This window comes from Bradyrhizobium mercantei (assembly GCF_001982635.1).
Taxonomy (GTDB): domain Bacteria; phylum Pseudomonadota; class Alphaproteobacteria; order Rhizobiales; family Xanthobacteraceae; genus Bradyrhizobium; species Bradyrhizobium mercantei.
This window is the reverse complement of sequence record NZ_MKFI01000002.1, coordinates 345893-365773: the sequence shown is the minus strand read 5'-3', so window position 1 is coordinate 365773 and position 19881 is coordinate 345893. Positions and strand designations below refer to the sequence as shown.

The window sequence follows — 19881 nt, the reverse complement described above, 5'->3', positions numbered from 1 at the left end:
GCAGGCACCGACGGGCTGGCCGCCGCCGGGCGCGCGGTATCATCGCGCCGCGCCCGGCGGGCCTTGCCGAGGGCGGCGGCTTGGCGATAAACCGGGCAGCACTATCCCCTTGCGGCGCTTGAAGACGCCCGGTTCTGACCGAGGAAACCCCCGATGTCCGTCCTGACCATGCCCTGTCTGTTGTGCGTCTCGGCGGGGCGGCAATGAGCGGGGCGGAGGCTACCGCGCCGCGCGGCGGGATCGCGCGGGTGTCGCGCCGGGTCATGAACCTCGCCTACATCCTGACCCAGAACGCCCGCCGCCATGGCGATCGTCCGGGCTTCATCTGGAACGAGAAGGCCTGGTCGTGGCGCCATATCGACCAGAACGTCTCGGCGCTGGCGGCGGCGCTGGCCGCACGCGGCATCGTCAAGGGCGACCGCATCCTGGTGCATTCCAAGAATTGCGACGAGATGTTCTGGTCGATGTTCGCGGCGTTCCGGCTCGGCGCGGTCTGGGTGCCGACCAATTTCCGCCTGATGCCGGACGAGGTCGCCTATCTGGCGGCGGCCTCCGGCGCCAAGGCGTTTCTCTGCCATGCCGATTTCCCCGAGCATGCGAAGGCGGCGGCCAATCCCGCGCTCGAATTCGTCTGGCGGATCGGCGAGCAAAACAGCATCGGCGAGCAAGGCACCTTCGGCGAGGCGACCGTCGGCGACGTCATCGCCAGGCATGCGAGCGCGGTGGTCGAGAACACGGCCGTCGACTACGACGATCCCTGCTGGTTCTTCTTCACCTCCGGCACGACAGGCCGCTCCAAGGCCGCGGTCCTGACCCACGGCCAGATGGCCTTCGTGATCACCAACCATCTCGCCGACCTGATGCCCGGCACCACCGAGGACGACGCCTCGCTGGTGGTGGCGCCGTTGTCGCACGGCGCCGGCGTGCATCAGCTGGTGCAGACCGCGCGCGGCGTGCCGACCATCCTGCTGCCGTCGGAGAAGTTCGACATCGCCGAGGCGTTCCGCCTGATTGCCAAGCACCGCGTCAGCAACATGTTCACGGTGCCGACGATCCTGAAGATGATGGTCGAGCATCCCGCCGCCGACCAGCACGATCATTCCTCGCTGCGCTACATCATCTATGCCGGCGCACCGATGTATCGCGAGGACCAGAAGGCCGCGCTGCATAAGCTCGGCGGCGTGCTGGTGCAGTATTTCGGCCTCGGCGAGGTCACCGGCAACATCACCGTGCTGCCGCCCGGCCTGCACGATCCCGAGGATGGGCCGCATGCGCGGATCGGCACCTGCGGGTTCGAGCGCACCGGCATGCAGGTCTCGATCCAGGGCGACGACGGACGCGAGCTGAAGCCGCACGAGACCGGCGAGATCTGCGTGATCGGGCCCGGCGTGTTCGCCGGCTATTACGACAACCCCGACGCCAATGCGAAGGCGTTCCGCGACGGCTGGTTCCGCACCGGCGATCTCGGCCACATGGACGAGGAGGGCTTTGTCTACATCACCGGCCGCGCCTCCGACATGTACATCTCCGGCGGCTCCAACATCTACCCGCGCGAGATCGAGGAGAAGCTGCTGACGCATCCCGCGGTCGGCGAGGTCGCGGTGCTCGGCGTGCCCGATCCGTTCTGGGGCGAGGTCGGCGTCGCCGTCTGCGTCGCGCGCGACGGCACCGCGGCGGTCGCGGAAGCCGAGCTTGCGGCGTATCTCGCGCTGAAGGTACCGCGCTACAAGATGCCGAAGCGTTTCTTCTTCTGGGAGGCGTTGCCGAAGTCCGGCTACGGCAAGGTGCCGAAGCGGCTGATCCGCGACGAGCTCGAGGCGCGCGGGCTGCTCGAGGTGATCGCCAAATCGCCGGGCGCGTGAGGCGATGCGCAGCATCGCCCAGCCTGGCGCTCCCGTCCCGGAGCGCATCCAATGGGCCGCCGCGCGCGGCCGCGCCTTTTCATTCATGCTCGAGGCCGGCATTCCCCTGCTCGAGGCGGTGCGACGCGGCTTCGCGGCGGAGGGGTTTTCCGGCGGCGTGCTGAGCGCCAAAGGCGGCGCGCTCGGGCCGTTCGCCTATGTGATGCCGGCGCTCTCGAAGGACGGCGTCAATGCCGCGTTCTACAGCGACACGTTCCGTCCCGACGGCGTCACGCGGCTCAAGCTCGCCGCGCTGACCTTCGGCGAACGCGACGGCGCGCCGTTCTTTCATTGCCACGGATTGTGGACCGAGGCCGACGGCCGCTTCAACGGCGGCCACATGATGCCGGACGAGACCGTCGTGGCCGAGCCGTTCGAGGTCAACGCGTTCGGGATCGACGGCGCGACCTTCCTGGCCGAGCCCGACAGCGAGACCAATTTCAAGCTGTTCGGTCCGGTCGCCAGCGCACCGGCGGGGGCGAAGACCACGAGCCATGCCTTTGCGTTGCGGCTGCGCCCGAACCAGGATTTCGCCTGCGCGCTGGAGGGCTTCTGCCGCCAGCACGGCATCCTGCGCGCGCGGCTGCATGGCGGTGTCGGCTCGACAATCGGCGCCGTCCTCACCGGCGGCCACAGCGTGGTGCCGTTCGCGACCGAGCTCGCGGTGACCGCGGGAGAGATCGCGCCCGATGCCAATCGCCGCCTGCGCGCCGCCATCGACATCGCGCTGGTCGATTACCTCGGCGGCATCGCCGAGGGACGTCTGGTGCGCGGCGACAATCCGGTGCTGATGACGATGGAGCTCGTGCTCGAGGTGCTGGAGGAGGCGGAGCAGCCGTAGTTCTCTCCACGCGTCGTCCCTGCGAAGCAGGGACCCATAACCACAGGACAGCGTTGTTGAGGCGAGCTGCGGCCCCAGCATCTCAAGCCAATTCGCATTTGTGGTTATGGATCCCGGGTCGCGCTTCGCTTGCCCGGGACGACGGCGAGTGTGTTGCGCGGCCCGCTGGTCACGCGCCCGCATGAGGCATCACCGCCGCCTGCGCACATGGATGTTGATGTCGAGGTCGATCGCGCTGACACAGCTCTGCTCGGATTGGTGCGAGCCGCCTTCGTACCAGCGGCCCTTGCCCAGGCTGATGTCGCTGACACGGGCGAGCCGCAGGCAGCGCCATTGCGGAAGCTGGCCCGAACTCTCGCCGGCGAACTGCCAGGCCAGCACGACCTCTTCACCGCTCTTGTTGTGGCCGATGATATGCGGGCAGAGCTCGCGCGGCTGGCCGTCATAGATGCAGACCGCTTGCTGTTCGGTGAGGATCGCGTTGCGGAAGAGGGCGTAGGCCTTGCTGGGCATGTCGGCTTTGCGGGGCATCTAATCTTTGCGGGGCATGGACCGGGATTGTCGCGGGCTCCTATCATAAACCGGGTGAGCCGCCGTTGTTTCCCGGATCACTGTGCCCGGGCAGGCTTGCCTGCCGGGGAAGACACCGCCCGCGACTTCACTCTGGTGCAAGCAGCCGGTCCTCGATCCGGTCTAAAACCCCGATCATAAACTGCGGCACGCGCCAGGCGGCGCATGGCCGACACATATCGGGAGAGAGCAAGGATGAGGCTGACGATCGCGCGAGCTGGCGTCGTGGTGGCGGCATTGGCTGTGTTGGGGGCGGCGTGGGCGCACGGGCCGACCCGCCAGAAGGTGCGGGAATCCATCGAGATCGACGCGCCGCAGGCCAAGGTGTGGGCGGTGATCGGCAACTTCCAGGACATGAGCTGGCTCGCCGGCGTCAGCAAGACCGAGGGCGAGAAGGGCAACGAGATCGGCGCCACGCGGCGGTTGACCTTGGCGCCCGGCGCCACCGTCGACGAGGAGCTCTACAAGTACGAGCCCGAGATGATGAGCTATTCGTACCGGATCACGGCGGTCGACGTGAAGGTGCTGCCGGTCACCAACTATTCCTCGACGCTGACGGTGTCGCCGGCGCCGGACGGCAAGTCGAAGCTGGAATGGGCCGGCGCGTTCTACCGCGGCTTTCCCAACAACGACCCGCCGCCGGAATTGAGCGACGAGGCCGCGGTGAAGGCGGTGAGCGGGCTCTACAAGGCCGGGCTCGAAGCGCTGAAGAAGAAGATCGAGAGCGGAAGCTGACCATGCGCGCGATCGCGCTGGTCGTGCTGCTCGCCGGCCTCGGCGGCGCGGGCGCGCGCGCCGAGGAGGCGTTCGTCACCAACCAGCTCAGCGACGACCTTACGGTGGTCGATCTCACGACCGCGAATCCGGTCGCGACCATCGCGATCGGCGGCAAGCCCGCGGGCGTTGCCGTCAGCACTGACGGCCGCTTCGCCTATGTGACTAGCCCCGATGCCAAGGCGGTGACGGTGGTCGACGCGTCCTCGCGAAAGGTGGTCGGCCGGATCGAGGTCGGCGGCGGGCCGCTCGGCATCGCCGTCGCCCCCGATGGCGCGACGGTCTATGTCGCCGACTGGTACGCCGCCGCGGTTCGGGTGATCGACGCGAAAGAGCAGCGTGTCACAGCCAGCATCGCGGTCGGCGCATCACCGTCCGGGCTGGCGGTGACGCCGGACGGGCTGCTGCTGCTGTCGGCCGACCGCGACGACGACAGCGTGTCGATCATCGACACCGCTACGCGTGAGCGGCGAGGGATCGTGAAGGTCGGGACCCGCCCGTTCGGCGTCACCATCGATGCCGAGGGCAAGCGCGCCTACACCGCCAATGTCGGCTCCAACGACGTCTCCGTGATCGACATCGCCACCGCGCGCGAGATCGGCCGCGTCCATGTCGGCCTGCGGCCGTATGCGGTGGCGCTGGCGCAGGGCCGCGGCTTCGTCACCGATCAGTATGACGGCAAGGTCAGCGTGTTCGACCTCGCGACCTTGCAGCCCGTGAAGCGGATCACCGTCGGCGATTACCCCGAAGGCATCGAGGCGACCGCCGACGGCCAGCGGATCCTGGTCGCGAACTGGGAGAGCAACACGCTCAGCGTGATCGATGCCGTCGAGATGAAGGTGACCGGCGAGGTCAAGGTCGGCGACGGCCCGCGCGCGTTCGGGGCGTTCCTCAGACGGACGGAGTAGGGGCCGTAGCCCGCATGAGCGAAGCGACATGCGGGACGATGTGACGAGAGAATCCCGGATATCGCTGCGCTCATCCGGGCTAATTGTCCGCACGCCCGGCGTGCTGAAGCGACGCCGCAAAGGCACGCATCCCAAAATATCGAAAACAACCCCATGCAAAGGAGCAGGTTGTCCGCCGGCGCCCGGAAAAGCGACTTGACGCGTCGGGCAACTCAGTGATACGTTTCTATTATTCCGAAATGGTGCAAGTGCCCGCCGCCGCGCGACCCGTTGACTCGGAAAGGCGCAGGTAAGCAGCCCGCATGAGCGAAGCGACATGCGGGACGATGTGACGAGGGATTCCCGGATATCGCTGCGCTCATCCGGGCTACTTGTCTGCACACCCGGCGCGCGCAAGTGCTATAATGTCCGCGGAACAGGGGAGAATAGGGAGGATGCCATGCATCATACCTTGGTGCCCAGTGACCGGGTCGAGCACGTCTGCGTCTATGGACGCGACGGCGCCAAGCTCGGGTCGATCGAGCGGCTGATGCTCGACAAGGTGAGCGGAACGGTGGCCTACGCCATCATCAAGACCGGCGGCGTGCTGAGTACCCATCACCACCATCCCGTCAGATGGACCGCGCTGCACTTCGATCCCGTGCGGCAGGCCTTCGAGGCCGAGGTGACGCTGGAGGATTTGCGCGCCGGGCCGTCCGAGTTCGACGGCGACGAATTCGACTGGGGCGACCGCTCGCAGTCGTATACGCACCCGAACTATTGGGCGGTGTAGCGTCGAGGTGAGGGCGCGGTCTTGTAGCCCGCATGAGCGAAGCGACATGCGGGAGCTGTCGATGTGTCCGCCCGGTGATCCCGGATATCGCTTCGCTCATCCGGGCTACGTATTCAATGGCAGACACATGACCCAATTCAAGCCCGCTGGCTGGCCTTCCGTCATCCCGAGAATTGTCACGCGCGACCTCGCTGGTTTGACTACATTTCTGCGAGACGTCTTCGGTGCGCAAGGCGAAGTCCGGTCCGGTGCGCCAACGGAAATGCGCATCGGAGACTCGATGATCATGATCAGCGACGGCGGTGGCCTGCGCGAGGCAATGCCGGCCTTTCTCTACGTCTATGTTCAGAACGCCGACGAGACTTGCCGGCGGGCGATCGCGGCAGGCGCTGAAGCGATCGAGACCCCCGCGGATACGCCTTATGGCGACAGACGCGCGATGGTCCGGGATTGCTGGGCGAACGTCTGGCAGATCGCGACGTACCGGGGGAATTCAGACTAGTAGAGCCCGTAGCTCGCATGAGCGAAGCGACACGCGGGAACCGTCAGCGTGTCCAGCCAACAAGATCGCGCATATCACTTCGCTCGTGCGGGCTACTTGCTCGACGGTTTCAACGAAGGCAGGATCGAGTTCGGGCGACTCGGAACGATCGCGCGGAAGGGGTGCGTTGGGATCGACGAGGTGATCGCGGGCCAAGTTAGCAAATAGATACGCGACAGGTCGGGCTTCAAATGTGAGATTTGGCGGCCCCGACCCTAGCACCAGTCCAAGTCACTTGCCGGCTGTGGCATATCGAAGTCAATGCCGAGGAATTTCTTCGCGCGCTCATCAAGCCCATCGCAAACATCTTCACCGAAGATATCGCAGTAGAGGTTCGACAGTATGGTCTTCATGGTATTCTCTAATTCCATCTTCAAAATGAAATGATCATGAGCGGATTGATAAACGCCTAAGTATGCCGCAATTGATCTTGATAGCCGCCCCGACAATTCAGTTAGTGTGCTCAGTGATTGGGTCGCTGATGTGTAGGAAAAATCTGCCTCAAGCCGGCTTTTGATTTTCTGGATCTGAGGACGGGATACCCGTGCAACATACTTATTGAGCACTTCTTGAGCACTTCTAAGAACGCAATTTCTAGCCCTAGGAAGAAGACGTTACTATTCGGCCCGAGCAACTTTGTCTTCGTTGCGGAGAGCCTGAGATCGATTTGGCCGAGTTGGCCTTCAACGAAGGCTTGGCCTTTCCGTGCCTCTTCTTCGGTACTAAAAAACAAAAGAATATCGTCGGCGTATCTCACCATGGGGATGCGCTTCGCTTCCACAGAGCGGTCAAATTTTGCGAGAGTTAGATTTGCAAGTATCGGAGAAAGCGGCATGCCTTGGCGGATGCCCAGGCCCGGTTTGATTCCTTGAGCCGACGCTCTCGCTACGATCTGCTTCGTTCCCTTGATATCGCAATCGATCGCGTTGTGTATCAACGGAACAAGACTATGATCTTGCAAAGCAATTGAAACACGTTGCTTGAGGAATGCCCTCGGCACTTGGTCAAAAAAGGATTCAATGTCGGCCTTTATGCACCACTCGAACATTGAGCGGAGCTCTACGGCTCTCTGTATCGCTTTAGCTGTACCTTGCCCTTGAATGAAGCCAAAAGAAGAGGCGTTGTAGATCGGCAGTTTCCCTGAAGTTGTTAAGTAGCTTACGATCGCTCGCTGAACTATCCTGTCGCGAACTGTCGGAACGCAAATTACTCGTTCTTTGACTGAGCCAGGTTTCTGAATAAAGACAGGCCGCAACTTCGAGAAACCAAACGAACCTTCTCGCAAGCGCTTGTTGATCTCGCCCAGATTCGAGTCGAGATTTGCGGCGAAGTTCTTGGCCGTTTCGTTGTCAACACCTGGACTGGCTGCGTGAGTTGTGCGATCTCGCGAAAAATTCCAAGCATGGAAGAGATTGCTTTTCGACAAAATTCTCGAGGGTTTTGGCTGCCCTATACGAACAGCACTACCCACAGGCTTAGGTTCAAACATTCCGGTGCTTCCTAAGCCTGCTGGAAGTGGCGACACCATTGCGTCGATGACGCACGTGTTGTGTCGGCGACCTTTGCAGCCGGCACGCTTGCGCGCGTCAGCCCGACTGTCGCTGTCGCTTCTGCTTCAAGAGCAATCCCACCGGGAAACTCCGCCGCAGCCCCGCCAAAGTAAGTCCACGTGGCAAAAGTTGCCAGAAGAACAAACAGTGAACGAGTGGTGTTTTGATACCGCCTCCCGCTGCTTCCGGCCTCGTTACAAATGTGCTTAGCCCGTTTTAATTTAAGCACCGTAGGCATTGGCACCTCCGCCCGTTGTTGGCGACACCATTGCGTCGATGACGCACGTGTTGTGTCGGCGACCTTTGCAGCCGGCACGCTTGCGCGCGTCAGCTAAGTCGGTCCCAGCAATTGGCGTTGTGAAGGTCGTCACAGAAAAGAAACGATTCCCAACAATCCGAACATACAGAGAACTGTTCGCGAGTGGAAGCCGTGGTCTAGTTTTTCCCCAGTTCGATTCTCACTCCGCCGCCTCGCTCGCTGAGCTCTTCCTCGGCTTGCTGTTCGCCTTCTTCAGCACCGGCGCCAGGAACTTGCCGGTGTAGCTGCGCGGCGCTTTCACGATGTCCTCGGGCGGGCCCCAGGCGACGATCTCGCCGCCGCCGTCGCCGCCTTCGGGGCCGAGGTCGATCACCCAGTCGGCGGTCTTGATGACTTCGAGATTGTGCTCGATCACCACCACCGTGTTGCCCTGGGCGACCAGCTCGTGCAGCACCTCCAGGAGCTTCGCGACGTCGTGGAAGTGCAGGCCGGTGGTCGGCTCGTCCAGGATGTAGAGCGTGCGGCCGGTGGCGCGCTTTGACAGCTCCTTGGCCAGCTTGACGCGCTGGGCTTCGCCGCCGGACAGCGTGGTGGCCTGCTGGCCGACATGGATGTAGTCGAGGCCGACGCGGTGCAGGGTCTGGAAAGTCTCGCGCACGCGCGGCACCGCCTTGAAGAATTCGGCGGCTTCCTCGACGGTCATGTCGAGCACGTCGGCGATGCTCTTGCCCTTGAACAGCACCTCCAGCGTCTCGCGGTTGTAGCGCTTGCCCTTGCAGGTGTCGCAGGTGACGTAGACGTCGGGCAGGAAGTGCATCTCGATCTTGATGACGCCGTCGCCCTGGCAGGCCTCGCAGCGGCCGCCCTTGACGTTGAAGGAGAAGCGCCCGGGCTCGTAGCCGCGCGCCTTCGCCTCGGGCAGGCCGGCGAACCATTCGCGGATCGGCGTGAAGGCGCCGGTATAGGTCGCGGGGTTGGAGCGCGGCGTGCGGCCGATCGGCGACTGGTCGATGTCGATGATCTTGTCGATGTGCTCGAGGCCCTCGATGCGGTCGTGCGGCGCCGCGCCCTCGCTGGCGTTGTTGAGCTTGCGCGCGATCGACTTGTAGAGCGTGTCGATCAGCAGCGTCGACTTGCCGCCGCCGGAGACGCCGGTCACGCAGGTGAACAGGCCGAGCGGGATCTCGGCCGACACGTTCTTCAGATTGTTGCCGCGGGCGTTGACGACCTTGATGGTGCGCCGGTGGTTCGGCGGCCGCCGGTCGGGAATCGGGACCGAAAGCTCGCCGGTCAGATACTTGCCGGTCAGCGATTTCGGGTTGCGCATGATCTGGTCCGGCGTGCCTTCGGCGACGATGTGGCCGCCATGCATGCCGGCGCCGGGGCCGATATCGAGTACGTAATCCGCAAGGCGAATGGCGTCCTCGTCATGCTCGACCACGACCACGGTATTGCCCAAGTCGCGCAGCCGTTTCAGCGTGTCGAGCAGGCGGGCATTGTCGCGCTGGTGCAGGCCGATCGACGGCTCGTCCAGCACGTAGAGTACGCCGGTCAGGCCAGAGCCGATCTGCGAGGCGAGACGGATGCGCTGGCTCTCGCCGCCGGACAGCGTGCCCGAGGAGCGCGACAGCGTCAGGTAATTGAGGCCGACGTCGAGCAGGAAGGTCAGGCGCTCGCGGATCTCCTTCAGGATGCGCGCGGCGATCTCGTTCTGCTGCGCATTCAGCGACTCCGGCACCGTCTCGAACCATTCGCCGGCGCGCTTGACCGAGAGCTCGGAGATCTCGCCGATATGCTTGCCGCCGATCTTGACGCACAGCGCCTCCGGCTTCAGCCGGTGGCCGTTGCAGCCGGCGCAGGGCACGTCGGAGAAATACTTGCCAAGCTCCTCGCGCGCCCACTCGCTCTCGGTCTCGCGGTAGCGGCGGTTGATGTTGGTGATGACGCCCTCGAACGGCTTCTTGGTGTCGTAGGACCGGACGCCGTCCTCATAGGAGAACTTGATCTCGTCGTCGCCGGAGCCGTGCAGCAACGCGTTCTGCACCTTCTTGGGCAGGTCCTTCCACTTGGTCGTGAGCGTGAACTTGTAGTGCTTGCCGAGCGCGGTCAGGGTCTGGATGTAATAGGGCGAGGACGATTTCGCCCAGGGCGCGATCGCGCCCTTGCCGAGCGTCAGCTCCTTGTCGGGGATGACGAGGTCCTCGTCGATATGCTGCTCGACGCCGAGGCCGCCGCAGGCCGGGCACGCGCCATAGGGGTTGTTGAACGAGAACAGGCGCGGCTCGATCTCGGGGATGGTGAAGCCGGAGACCGGGCAGGCGAATTTTTCCGAGAACAGGATGCGCTCGGGCCCGCTCTTGTCGTGGATTTTTGCGGTCTTCTTCTTGTCTTCAGTGGCGGCCGCCGCGGGCGCGTCGGCATACTCGATCACGGCGAGGCCCTCGGCGAGCTTCAGCGCGGTCTCAAAGCTTTCCGCGAGGCGCTGGGCGAGGTCGGGGCGCACCACGATGCGGTCGACCACGACGTCGATGTCGTGCGGGAATTTCTTGTCGAGCGCGGGCGCTTCCGCCAGCTCATAGAAGGTGCCGTCGATCTTGACGCGCTGAAAGCCCTTCTTGAGATACTCGGCGAGCTCCTTCTTGTACTCGCCCTTGCGGCCGCGCACGACCGGCGCCAGCAGATAGAGGCGGGTGCCCTCCGGCAGCGCCAGCACGCGGTCGACCATCTGCGAGACGATCTGGCTCTCGATCGGAAGTCCGGTGGCCGGCGAATAGGGCACGCCGACGCGCGCCCACAGCAGGCGCATGTAGTCGTAGATCTCGGTGACGGTGCCGACGGTGGAGCGCGGGTTCTTCGAGGTGGTCTTCTGCTCGATCGAGATCGCCGGTGACAGGCCGTCGATCTGGTCGACGTCCGGCTTCTGCATCATCTCCAAAAATTGCCGCGCATAGGCCGACAGCGACTCGACGTAGCGGCGCTGGCCTTCGGCGTAGATGGTGTCGAACGCGAGCGAGGATTTGCCGGAGCCGGACAGGCCAGTGAACACCACGAGCTTGTCGCGGGGAATCTCGACGTCGATGTTCTTCAGATTGTGTTCGCGCGCGCCGCGGATCGTGATGGCGCGCGATGAGGAGCCCGCGTTCTGTTGGCGCTTCGCCTTGAGCACTTCATCCATAGCGACAGTTCCGGGCGCATGATCGGGCGCCTTTTTGGGCGCGCATCGCCGGTGATGCCGGGAGCTTGCGCCGATGGGGTGTGAAGACTGGAACGTAGGAAGAACGGCCGGGAATTTCCAGTGCTGAATAGCGTCCATCAACGGATAGTTTGCCTGTTGGCAGCAGCCGTCAGCAGGACGGGTTCCTCCGGAGCTTTTCCCGTTCCGACCGGATCGGAACGGGGCTCCGGGGATCCACTTCGCTCGAAAACGCTCTTACGCAAAAAGGCCGGCGCGAGGCCGGCCTTTCCGTGCGATCTGAGCGTGTCAGATCAGCTTAGTACTTGAACTCAGTACTTGGCGACGATCGGGCCGCCGAAGTGATAGTTCACGCCGAACTGCACGGTGTGCAGGTTGATGTCGCCGGACGGGATGCCGAAATAGGTCTCGCCGCCGAGGCTGCGATACAGGTACTCGCCCTTGATCGACCACTGCGGGGCGATGAACGCCTCGATGCCCGCGCCGACGGTCCAGCCGGAGTGGAAGTTGCTCTGCGAGGCAGTCACGCCGAGCGCGGTGACGCTGAGCTCGTTGTTGGCCCAGGCGTAGCCGCCGGTGCCGTAGAACAGCACCTTGTCGACGGCGAAGCCGAGGCGGCCGCGAACGGTGCCGAGGGAGTCGATCTTGCTGCGGGCGGTGATGCCCAGCGCGGAAGCCGAAGCGTCGATGTCACCGCCGGCAGCGTCGACCTCGAGGCCGTACACGATGTTGCCGGCCTGCCAGTTGTAGCCGATGGTGCCGCCGCCGAAGCCGCCTTCCATCTTCGGGTTGCCGGAATCCTCGCTGGCATAGCCGCCGAAGCCGCCGATGTAGAAGCCGGTCCAGTTGTAGATCGCAGCCGGCGGCGGAGCCTTCACGTAGGGGGCGCGAGCCGCCATATCGGCAGCCATGGCCGGTGCAAAAGCGCTCAGTGCAAACATGCCGGCCGATGCCAGCAGAACATTCCTGATTTTCAAAGACCCAGTCCCATTTTCTTGTTGTCCCTTCAAACGTCTGAAGGGAGTGTCACAGCAGTGTTGCGCGACGTGCACGTGCTTCTACAGGGAAATGCTGGAAGTTGTGTATCCGGGAAACCACAATGCACGGAAAACAGGGCCTGTTGCGGCGTGCGCACGCGCAACGAAAAAGCCGGCGCGAGGCCGGCTCTGGTTTTTCGATGCATAGCCGCGGCGCGCGAGCGGCGACGCCTCAGTATTTCACCGACACGAGGCTCGGCGAATTGAAGTGGTAATTGATGCCGAGCTCGACGGTGTGGAAAGTGTCCTTCCACTCAGAGCGATTGTTGATCGCGGGCGTGTAGCTTGCGGAGCGCTGCGCCCCGCACAAACAAAAAGGCCGGCGCAAGGCCGGCCTTCCGTCTGGATCAGATCTCGCTCGCGCGATCAGTAGCGCGCAACGACCGGGCCACCCCACTTGTAGTTCACGCGGACGGTGACGAGGTCGACGTCCTGGCGGTCACGGATGCTGCTGAACAGCACGCCGTTGGGGGCGGTGAGGTTGTAGGTCTTGTCCTGCATGAACAGGTGATCGTACTCGATGCCGGCGGTCCAGTTCGGCGCGAAGCCGACTTCGATGCCGGCGCCGATGGTGCCCCCCCAGCGGGTGTCGCTGGCGCTGCCGACGAGCACGCCGGTCGGCGTGAAGTAGGTGTTGAAGCGGTTGTCGGTCAGCGCGGCGCCGCCCTTGGCGTAGAGCAGCACGTTGTTGACGGCGTAACCGATCTGGCCGGTGAACAGGCCGAAGGCGTCGATCTTCGACTGGTTGGTGAAGAAGCCCGGGAACAGAGCGCTGTTGTTGCTGCCCTTCAGGTCAGCCCAGTCGCCCTGCGCTTCGAGGCCGAACACCCAGGCGCCAGCCTGCCAGCGGTAGCCGATCTGGCCACCGGCGACGCCGCCGGTTGCATCATGGCAACCATCCGATCCAATGAAGATGCCGGCCGGAACCTGGTCCCAGCAATTGTGGCTCGAACCCCAGCCGCCGTTGGCGCCGATGTAGAAGCCGCTCCAGTCATAGACGGCCGCGATCATCGGGGGCGCCTTGGTGTAGGGGCGGGCAGCGAGGTCGGCGGCCGCAGCAGGAGCCGCAAATGCAATCAGAGCAACCGTAGCGAGCAAAAACTTCTTCATCATCAAATCTTCCAGCTCCCCAATCGGCTTCCAAATGGTCCCGAAGCGCGATCTCAGACGCGAGCGCCCGCGTCATGGGTGGTAGCTATACGCTGATTCAACCGGAAACGCCGTCTCCCAAAAGCCACACTCGTGGAAGAAGTGTGTCTGCTGCAAGCCATTGATTTGTTGATGGTTTTTCAACGACGGCTGAGCAGGCAGGGGACCGGAGCCGAAATCGGTTGCCGCTGCATGGCCATCGGCCGCCGCTACGGCTGGTTGTGGCGAACAAAACTGGAACATTTCCGGCCGCGGTGCTATATCTGATTATCGTGGATAACCGCGCGACGGCGAAGGCGGGAAGCCGGCGCCGGCGTATAGGGTCATCCACGGCGCCTGCAAGGTAAGTGGCGAAGGTTGAGAGCGGCGGCCGATGTCCGGTCGCCCGGTTTTTGAGTGGAGAGATGCGATGGCAGGAAGCGTGAACAAGGTGATCCTGGTTGGAAACCTCGGCAAGGATCCGGAAATCCGGCGGACGCAGGACGGCCGTCCGATCGCGAATCTTTCCATCGCAACTTCGGAAACCTGGCGCGACAAGGGCACCGGCGAGCGCAAGGAAAAGACCGAGTGGCACCGCGTCGTGATCTTCAACGAGGGCCTCTGCAAGGTCGCCGAGCAGTATCTGAAGAAGGGCGCCAAGGTGTACATCGAGGGTCAGTTGCAGACCCGCAAATGGACCGACCAGTCCGGCGTCGAGAAGTACTCGACCGAGGTCGTGCTGCAGGGCTTCAACTCCAACCTCACCATGCTCGACGGGCGCGGCGGTGGAGGCGGCAGCTTCTCCGATGATGGCGGCAGCGATTTTGGCTCGTCCGGTCCGGTCAGCTCGGCGCCGCGCCGTTCGGTCGCCGCCGGCGGCGGCAGCCGCAACAGCGACATGGACGACGACATCCCGTTCTGATCTGAACGTCGCATTTCCGAGACCCTGCGCGGCTGTCCGGTGAAGATCATTTCGCGGGGCGGCGTTTTGGCGCAGGATGGCAACATCTTCGTGTGAATTATGAGGATAACTCGGTAATCGCTTGCTCGCTCTCTGATCGCTGGAGACGGCGGGAGCGGGTTCCCCTGACTTTGACACAGGTCGATGTGAATGATATTTACATTGGCCTGCGGCGAGCGATGTCTGGCCGCCAGCTCAATTCAAGGGCCGCCATCATGAGCCTCGCGCCATTGCTCGACGCTGCGCCTGCGATCCCGCTCCATGCCTTCGCCGCGATGGCCGCCTTCGTGCTCGGCTCCATCCAGCTCGCCGCTCCCAAGGGCACGCTGCCGCACCGGACGCTGGGCTGGATCTGGGTGATCCTGATGCTGGTGGTCGCCGGAAGCTCGTTCTGGATCCATCAGATCCGCCTGCTTGGGCCGTGGAGCCCGATTCACCTGCTGTCGATCTTCACGCTGGTGATGCTGGTGCTCGGCGTGACGGCCGCGCGGAGCCACAATGTCCGCCGCCACAAGTTCACGATGATCGGCATTTTCTTCGGCGCGCTTATCATCGCCGGGCTGTTCACCTTGATGCCCGGGCGGATCATGCATGCGGTGATTTTCGGCCACTAAATGCGCAATCGAGACCGCAGCGAGGGCCGGTTCCAGGGCGTCTTCGCAAGGCGGCAATGCTGGCGCGAGGCGGGCCCGTCGCAAGCCTGCAATGTCGCCAGTAAGTCCATGAAAAAACGAAGGGAAAAACGGCTTGCGGGAGCCGCGCAAGGGTGGTTATCAGGCCCCCGATGGGCTATATGATTCCCGAGTAAAACTGACCGGATTTCCCCTTTGTCCGATAACGAAGATGACAAGCCCGGCGAGCCGCCGGTGCCCTCAGATATTCGTCCCGTTTCCATTCTCGACGAGATGAAGAAGTCCTACCTCGATTACGCGATGAGCGTGATCGTGTCGCGTGCGCTGCCCGATGCGCGCGACGGGCTCAAGCCGGTGCACCGGCGCATCCTGTACTCGATGCATGAGCAGGGGCATACGCCGGACAAGAAGTACGTCAAATCCGCGCGCGTCGTCGGTGACGTGATCGGTAAATATCACCCGCATGGCGACCAGTCGATTTACGACGCGATGGTCCGCATGGCGCAGGACTTCTCCCTGCGCGTGCCGCTGATCGACGGCCAGGGTAATTTCGGCTCGATCGACGGCGATCCGCCGGCGGCCTACCGATATACGGAAGCGCGGCTGACCAAGGCGGCGCTGGCCGTTCTCGCGGATATCGACATGGATACCGTCGATTTCCAGCCGAACTACGACAATTCGGAGCAGGAGCCGTCGGTCCTGCCGGCCCGGTTCCCGAACCTGCTGGTCAACGGGGCCGGCGGCATCGCCGTCGGCATGGCGACCAACATCCCGCCGCACAATCTCGGCGAAGTGGTCGACGCCTGCGTGGCGCTGATCGACAATCCGGCGCTGTCGATCGACGAGCTGATCGACATCATTCCGGGTCCGGATTTCCCGACCGGCGGCATCATCCTCGGCCGTCAGGGCATCCGCTCCGCCTATCATCTCGGCCGCGGCTCGATCGTGATGCGCGGCAAGGTGACGATCGACACCATCCGCAAGGATCGCGAAGCGATCATCATCACCGAGATTCCCTACCAGGTGAACAAGGCCACGATGGTCGAGCGCATCGCCGACCTCGTGAAAGAGAAGAAGATCGAGGGCATCGGCGACCTGCGCGACGAGTCCGACCGCGACGGCTATCGCGTCGTGATCGAGCTGAAGCGCGAAGCGGTGCCCGACGTGGTGCTGAACCAGCTCTACCGGTTCACGCCGCTGCAGACCAACTTCCCGGCCAACATGCTGGCGCTGGATTCCGGTCGTCCGCAGACCATGACCCTGAAGGACCTGCTCACCATCTTCGTCGCGTTCCGCGAGCAGGTGGTGACCCGGCGGACCAAGTTCCTGCTCGGCAAGGCGCGCGACCGCGCCCACATCCTGGTCGGCCTTGCGATTGCGGTCGCCAATATCGACGAGATGATCCGGGTGATCCGGACCTCGCCCGATCCGAACACCGCGCGCGACACCCTGATGTCGCGCGACTGGGCGGCGCGCGACGTCGAGGCGATGATCACGCTGATCGACGATCCCCGGCACCGGATCAACGACGACGGCACCATCCGCCTGTCGCTCGAGCAGGCCAGGGCCATCCTCGATCTGCGGCTGCAGCGCCTGACCGCGCTCGGGCGCGACGAGATTTCCGAGGAGCTCGACAAGCTCGCGGCTGAAATCGCCGACTATCTCGACATCCTGCGCTCGCGTGCGCGCGTGCAGGGCATCGTCAAGACCGAGCTCGCCGAGGTGAAGCAGCAGTTCGCGACGCCGCGCAAGACCCAGATCATCGAGCAGGAAGGCGAGGTCGAGGACGAGGACCTGATCCAGCGCGAGGACATGGTCGTCACCGTGTCGCATGCGGGCTACGTCAAGCGCGTGCCGCTGTCGACCTACCGGGCGCAGCGCCGCGGCGGCAAGGGCCGCGCCGGCATGCAGACCCGCGACGAGGATTTCGTCGCGCGGCTGTTCGTCGCCTCCACGCACACGCCGGTGCTGTTCTTCTCGTCGCGCGGCCAGGTCTACAAGGAGAAGGTCTGGCGGCTGCCGATGGCGGCGCCCAACGCGCGCGGCAAGGCGCTGATCAACATCCTGCCGCTGGAGCAGGGCGAGCGCATCACCACGATCATGCCGCTGCCGGAGGATGAATCCTCCTGGGGCAATCTCGACGTGATGTTCGCGACGACCAGCGGCACCGTTCGCCGCAACAAGCTGTCCGACTTCGTCGACGTCCGCCGCTCCGGCATCATCGCGATGAAGCTCGGGGAGGGCGAGGCGATCGTCGACGTGCAGATCTGCACCGAGCGCGACGACGTGCTGCTGACCGCCGCCGGCGGCCAGTGCATCCGCTTCCCGGTCCCCGATGTGCGCGTCTTCACCGGCCGCACCTCGATGGGCGTGCGCGGCATTGCGCTCGCCGAAGCCGACAGGCTGATCTCGCTGGCGATCCTGCGCCATGTCGAGACCACCTCGGACGAGCGCTCGGCGTATCTGAAGATGCGCCGCGCGGTGGCCGGCGAGGCCACGGCCGAGGAGCCGGTCGAGGCCGAGGGCGAGGAGACGGCGAACGATGCGATCCAGCTGTCGCAGGAGCGCTATGCCGAGCTGTCGGCAGCCGAGCAGGTGGTGCTGACCGTCTCGGTCAACGGCTACGGCAAGCGGACCTCGTCCTACGAGTACCGCACCACCGGCCGCGGCGGTAAGGGCATCGTCGCGATGAGCGTCAACAACCGCAACGGCAATCTGGTGGCGTCGTTCCCGGTCGAGGATGCCGACCAGATCATGCTGGTCACCGACAAGGGCCAGCTGATCCGCTGCCCGGTGGCCGACATCCGCGTCGCCGGCCGCTCGACCCAGGGCGTGATCGTGTTCGACACCGCCGAGGACGAGCACGTGGTCTCGGTCGAGCACATTCCGGAAGAGGAAAACGGCGAGAACGGCAACGGCGGCTAGCGCCGCCGTTGATCTGATCAGGCCTCAGTCGAGTGAGCTTCGGGATGTGCCGGAAAGCTCCATCCCGGAGCATCAGGGTGCGGATACATTCTTCGAACAACCGTTAACCGGGACGCGCCGTTCGTTACGCGTGCGTTCCGCTGTCGGTCGAGAAGGTGAGCTCCGCGTCCGCCATGATGTAGCGGACGTACCTGTAGTCGCGGATGAACGTAATTTCGTCGCCGCGCCACTCGAGCCACATGAAGTAGCTCGGCTTGGTCTCGATGCCGCTCTCGAACACCGCAATGACTTCCCGGCCCTCCAACCAGGCGGGCGCCAGCCGCATCCGGTCCATTTTTCCGTAGATGCTGAAGAACATCCCAACGTCATTCCGTCCGATCCGGACCGGGTGAGCTGATTGATTGAGCTTCACGTCATCCGCCAGCATCGCGCGCAACCCGTCCCAATCCCGCTGGTTGAACAGGGTGACATACCGCATCACTGCTGCGGAGGGCGATCTGACGTCCGGCGGCGGGGATGCGGTTGCATTGATCTCGCGAAGACGCGCACGCCCCCGCGCAAGATGCGCCTTCACGGAATCGATGGTGAGACCGAGCAGGGAGGCGATGTCGGCGAGCGGCTCGTCGAGGACATCTTTCAGGATAATCACGCTACGTTGCAGGATCGGGAGCTCCGCAAAGCGCGATACCGCTGTCCGCACCGCTTCCTGATGCATCAACTGCTCCACGGGATCAGGGCTTGCTCCGTCGACCACGTTGTACGCTGCCTCGATCGGCTCGGCGGCGCGGATGGCCTTGCTGCGCAAGACATCCAAGGCACGGTTGTGAGCGATACGAAACAACCACGCGCGCAGTTGGGGCAGTTCGACCATTGCTTCCATGGCGACGAAGGCCTTGGCGAAGGTGTCCTGGACGACGTCCTCGCCCTCGATCACCGAGCCCACCAGACGCGAACAATACCGATGAAGCTCGGGCCGCAGTTCCTCGGCCAGTGCGAGAAGCGCGGCCCACCGATTGGTGCTCGAATGGTCTTCGCCGCCGGTCAAGCTGCCGCCCCCTCCATGATAGTCACGCCGGCGTCTCCGTTGAGGCCGAATACGATGCCGTCGGCGTATTGCGGGTCTTTCAAGATTGAGATCACGAGATCACCGAATTCCCGGGGAGGCATGGGGGCGCCGAAGCGCGCGACAAACTGTTCGGGCGTAATCCCCATCGATCCCGAATAGGCGCCGGCTGCGGCATCTCCGATTCCGGTCCCCAGGATCATCTGTCGCGGCACGATGGCCTGAAAGCGGATGCCGAGATTCAATTCCTGCGAAACGCCGTCGGCATACTTGGCCATGAACCATAGCATTCGCTTGGAGCCGCCGTAACCGCCCGACATCTGCGATCCCGTGACAGCGGCGCCGCTTGATCCGACGAGCACTCTGCTGCCCGGCTTCAAAGGTAGATTGAGGGCTGCCTGAAGCCAGAACAGACCCGCTTTGACGTCGGTTTCCCAGGTTGCCGAGAAATCCTCCCAGCTCAACTGATCCAGTCGACTCATCCGCGGCGTGATGCCCGCATTGAGCGCCAGAATGTCCGGCTTGATCTCGGAGAGGATGCGATTGGCGGCGGCGCGATCGGTCACATCCGCCGAGATCGTCGTGACGCCGAGCCGGTCGTGGGCGGCCTTGAGCGAGTCCGTTCCGCGTGCAACGACCGTGACTTTTGCCCGTTCGGCGACAAGCGCTTCAACCAGGCCCAGGCCGAGACCGCGGCTTCCTCCGGTGACGACGGCGACTTTATTCTCGAGGCTCATTTGTTGGCTCCCATGTCTGTGTAGAGCCAAGACGATCGAGGCCGCCGAAAAGAGTCAGGCTCTGACCTGGAAGCCGGCATTTCTGTTTG

General features: G+C 63.8%; 17 protein-coding genes. 9 read left to right on the top strand and 8 right to left on the bottom strand.

All coding sequences use genetic code 11. The features are described from left to right. Positions 1 to 203: 203 nt before the first annotated feature. Together BI327_RS09320 and BI327_RS09315 are read left to right on the top strand one after the other, a co-directional pair. Complete coding sequence (locus tag BI327_RS09320) at positions 204 to 1862, top strand: acyl-CoA synthetase (protein WP_076859851.1); 1659 nt, start codon at positions 204 to 206, stop codon at positions 1860 to 1862. 4 nt (positions 1863 to 1866) lie between these two features. Further along, positions 1867 to 2742, top strand: coding sequence for a PCC domain-containing protein (locus BI327_RS09315; protein ID WP_076859849.1), 876 nt, complete (start codon positions 1867 to 1869; stop codon positions 2740 to 2742). A 189-nt stretch (positions 2743 to 2931) separates the two neighbouring features. On the opposite strand, the gene BI327_RS09310 is transcribed toward BI327_RS09315, so the two are convergent. Beyond that, positions 2932 to 3273: a hypothetical protein gene (locus tag BI327_RS09310; RefSeq protein ID WP_083741999.1), complete on the bottom strand. Its 342-nt coding sequence runs from the start codon at positions 3271 to 3273 to the stop codon at positions 2932 to 2934. Positions 3274 to 3507: 234 nt separating this feature from the next. Here BI327_RS09310 and BI327_RS09305 point away from each other — a divergent pair, with 234 nt between their 5' ends. The 4 genes from BI327_RS09305 to BI327_RS09290 all read left to right on the top strand — a co-directional run bounded on the left by BI327_RS09305 (position 3508) and on the right by BI327_RS09290 (position 6268). Then, complete coding sequence (locus BI327_RS09305) at positions 3508 to 4047, top strand: SRPBCC family protein (RefSeq protein WP_076859847.1); 540 nt, start codon at positions 3508 to 3510, stop codon at positions 4045 to 4047. A gap of 2 nt (positions 4048 to 4049) precedes the next feature. Then, on the top strand, positions 4050 to 4994 hold the full coding sequence (locus tag BI327_RS09300) for a YVTN family beta-propeller repeat protein (protein WP_076859845.1): 945 nt from the start codon (positions 4050 to 4052) through the stop codon (positions 4992 to 4994). A gap of 439 nt (positions 4995 to 5433) precedes the next feature. Then, positions 5434 to 5766 (top strand): PRC-barrel domain-containing protein, encoded by a 333-nt coding sequence (locus BI327_RS09295; RefSeq protein WP_076859842.1) that lies wholly within the window; start codon positions 5434 to 5436, stop codon positions 5764 to 5766. 46 nt (positions 5767 to 5812) lie between these two features. Next, positions 5813 to 6268, top strand: a complete 456-nt coding sequence (locus BI327_RS09290; protein WP_210191182.1) for a VOC family protein — start codon at positions 5813 to 5815, stop codon at positions 6266 to 6268. Between the two features lie 254 nt (positions 6269 to 6522). Here BI327_RS09290 and BI327_RS42250 read toward each other — a convergent pair whose 3' ends face one another. The 5 genes from BI327_RS42250 to BI327_RS09270 all read right to left on the bottom strand — a co-directional run bounded on the left by BI327_RS42250 (position 6523) and on the right by BI327_RS09270 (position 13456). After that, a complete protein-coding gene (locus BI327_RS42250; protein WP_159450425.1) occupies positions 6523 to 6660 on the bottom strand; it encodes a hypothetical protein in 138 nt (45 codons plus the stop codon). Positions 6661 to 6770: 110 nt separating this feature from the next. Continuing rightward, positions 6771 to 7796 carry a reverse transcriptase domain-containing protein gene (locus BI327_RS09285; RefSeq protein WP_159450424.1) on the bottom strand — a complete coding sequence of 342 codons (1026 nt, stop codon included), beginning with the start codon at positions 7794 to 7796 and terminating at the stop codon, positions 6771 to 6773. Between the two features lie 519 nt (positions 7797 to 8315). Then, positions 8316 to 11291, bottom strand: coding sequence for an excinuclease ABC subunit UvrA (uvrA, locus tag BI327_RS09280; protein WP_076859836.1), 2976 nt, complete (start codon positions 11289 to 11291; stop codon positions 8316 to 8318). Positions 11292 to 11620: 329 nt separating this feature from the next. Next, positions 11621 to 12280, bottom strand: coding sequence for an outer membrane protein (locus BI327_RS09275; RefSeq protein WP_076860704.1), 660 nt, complete (start codon positions 12278 to 12280; stop codon positions 11621 to 11623). Between the two features lie 432 nt (positions 12281 to 12712). After that, positions 12713 to 13456, bottom strand: a complete 744-nt coding sequence (locus BI327_RS09270; RefSeq protein ID WP_076860703.1) for an outer membrane protein — start codon at positions 13454 to 13456, stop codon at positions 12713 to 12715. A 448-nt stretch (positions 13457 to 13904) separates the two neighbouring features. On the opposite strand from BI327_RS09270, the gene BI327_RS09265 reads away from it, so the two are divergent. The 3 genes from BI327_RS09265 (at position 13905) to gyrA (ending at position 17992) form a co-directional block, all read left to right on the top strand. Then, positions 13905 to 14396: a single-stranded DNA-binding protein gene (locus BI327_RS09265; RefSeq protein WP_076859834.1), complete on the top strand. Its 492-nt coding sequence runs from the start codon at positions 13905 to 13907 to the stop codon at positions 14394 to 14396. 254 nt (positions 14397 to 14650) lie between these two features. Continuing rightward, positions 14651 to 15049 (top strand): DUF2306 domain-containing protein, encoded by a 399-nt coding sequence (locus BI327_RS09260; RefSeq protein WP_076860702.1) that lies wholly within the window; start codon positions 14651 to 14653, stop codon positions 15047 to 15049. A gap of 213 nt (positions 15050 to 15262) precedes the next feature. Next, positions 15263 to 17992 (top strand): DNA gyrase subunit A, encoded by a 2730-nt coding sequence (gyrA, locus tag BI327_RS09255; protein ID WP_076859833.1) that lies wholly within the window; start codon positions 15263 to 15265, stop codon positions 17990 to 17992. A gap of 124 nt (positions 17993 to 18116) precedes the next feature. Here the strand turns inward: gyrA and BI327_RS09250 are convergent, their stop codons facing one another. Both BI327_RS09250 and BI327_RS09245 read right to left on the bottom strand, forming a co-directional pair. After that, complete coding sequence (locus BI327_RS09250; RefSeq protein ID WP_076859831.1) at positions 18117 to 19037, bottom strand: sigma-70 family RNA polymerase sigma factor; 921 nt, start codon at positions 19035 to 19037, stop codon at positions 18117 to 18119. Continuing rightward, positions 19034 to 19792: an SDR family oxidoreductase gene (locus BI327_RS09245; protein ID WP_076859829.1), complete on the bottom strand. Its 759-nt coding sequence runs from the start codon at positions 19790 to 19792 to the stop codon at positions 19034 to 19036. Before BI327_RS09245 ends, BI327_RS09250 begins: the two co-directional genes overlap by 4 nt. Positions 19793 to 19881 lie beyond the last annotated feature (89 nt).

Bases quoted from the DNA above. Each gene is read 5' to 3' on its own strand.
- BI327_RS09300 (WP_076859845.1), top strand. From the start codon at position 4,050: ATGCGCGCGATCGCGCTGGTCGTGCTGCTCGCCGGCCTCGGCGGCGCG.
- BI327_RS09245 (WP_076859829.1), bottom strand. From the start codon at position 19,792: ATGAGCCTCGAGAATAAAGTCGCCGTCGTCACCGGAGGAAGCCGCGGT.
- BI327_RS42250 (WP_159450425.1), bottom strand. From the start codon at position 6,660: ATGAAGACCATACTGTCGAACCTCTACTGCGATATCTTCGGTGAAGAT.
- uvrA (WP_076859836.1), bottom strand. From the start codon at position 11,291: ATGGATGAAGTGCTCAAGGCGAAGCGCCAACAGAACGCGGGCTCCTCA.
- BI327_RS09295 (WP_076859842.1), top strand. From the start codon at position 5,434: ATGCATCATACCTTGGTGCCCAGTGACCGGGTCGAGCACGTCTGCGTC.
- BI327_RS09290 (WP_210191182.1), top strand. From the start codon at position 5,813: ATGCGGGAGCTGTCGATGTGTCCGCCCGGTGATCCCGGATATCGCTTC.
- BI327_RS09315 (WP_076859849.1), top strand. From the start codon at position 1,867: ATGCGCAGCATCGCCCAGCCTGGCGCTCCCGTCCCGGAGCGCATCCAA.
- BI327_RS09310 (WP_083741999.1), bottom strand. From the start codon at position 3,273: ATGCCCCGCAAAGCCGACATGCCCAGCAAGGCCTACGCCCTCTTCCGC.
- BI327_RS09260 (WP_076860702.1), top strand. From the start codon at position 14,651: ATGAGCCTCGCGCCATTGCTCGACGCTGCGCCTGCGATCCCGCTCCAT.
- BI327_RS09270 (WP_076860703.1), bottom strand. From the start codon at position 13,456: ATGAAGAAGTTTTTGCTCGCTACGGTTGCTCTGATTGCATTTGCGGCT.
- BI327_RS09285 (WP_159450424.1), bottom strand. From the start codon at position 7,796: ATGTTTGAACCTAAGCCTGTGGGTAGTGCTGTTCGTATAGGGCAGCCA.
- BI327_RS09265 (WP_076859834.1), top strand. From the start codon at position 13,905: ATGGCAGGAAGCGTGAACAAGGTGATCCTGGTTGGAAACCTCGGCAAG.
- BI327_RS09305 (WP_076859847.1), top strand. From the start codon at position 3,508: ATGAGGCTGACGATCGCGCGAGCTGGCGTCGTGGTGGCGGCATTGGCT.
- BI327_RS09320 (WP_076859851.1), top strand. From the start codon at position 204: ATGAGCGGGGCGGAGGCTACCGCGCCGCGCGGCGGGATCGCGCGGGTG.